Source organism: uncultured Aquimarina sp. (assembly GCF_947495315.1).
GTDB lineage: Bacteria > Bacteroidota > Bacteroidia > Flavobacteriales > Flavobacteriaceae > Aquimarina.
The window spans coordinates 1-239 of the sequence record NZ_CANLYD010000063.1 but is presented as its reverse complement, the minus strand read 5'-3'; the positions used below and the strand labels follow the sequence as shown (position 1 = coordinate 239).

Annotated in this window: 1 pseudogene; it reads left to right on the top strand. The window is 42.3% G+C overall.

The features are described from left to right. A pseudogene (locus Q0910_RS28595) lies at positions 1 to 239 on the top strand (hypothetical protein); the annotation flags it as partial.

The following is a 239-nucleotide window of genomic DNA, read 5'->3' as shown; positions in this document are numbered from 1 at the left end:
GATGACAATGATGGTATTCCAGATGTTGTAGAGAGTGATGGTAATGATCCAAGTGCCGATGATGATGGTGATGGCATTCCGAACTACCAGGATGTAGACCCAGACGGTTTACCAGGTACCCCGGATCTTACAGATTCGAACAATGATGGTATCCCAGACATATATGACAATGACAATGATGGCGTTGCTAATCATTTGGACTTAGACAGTGATAACGATGGTATTTATGATATCGTAGA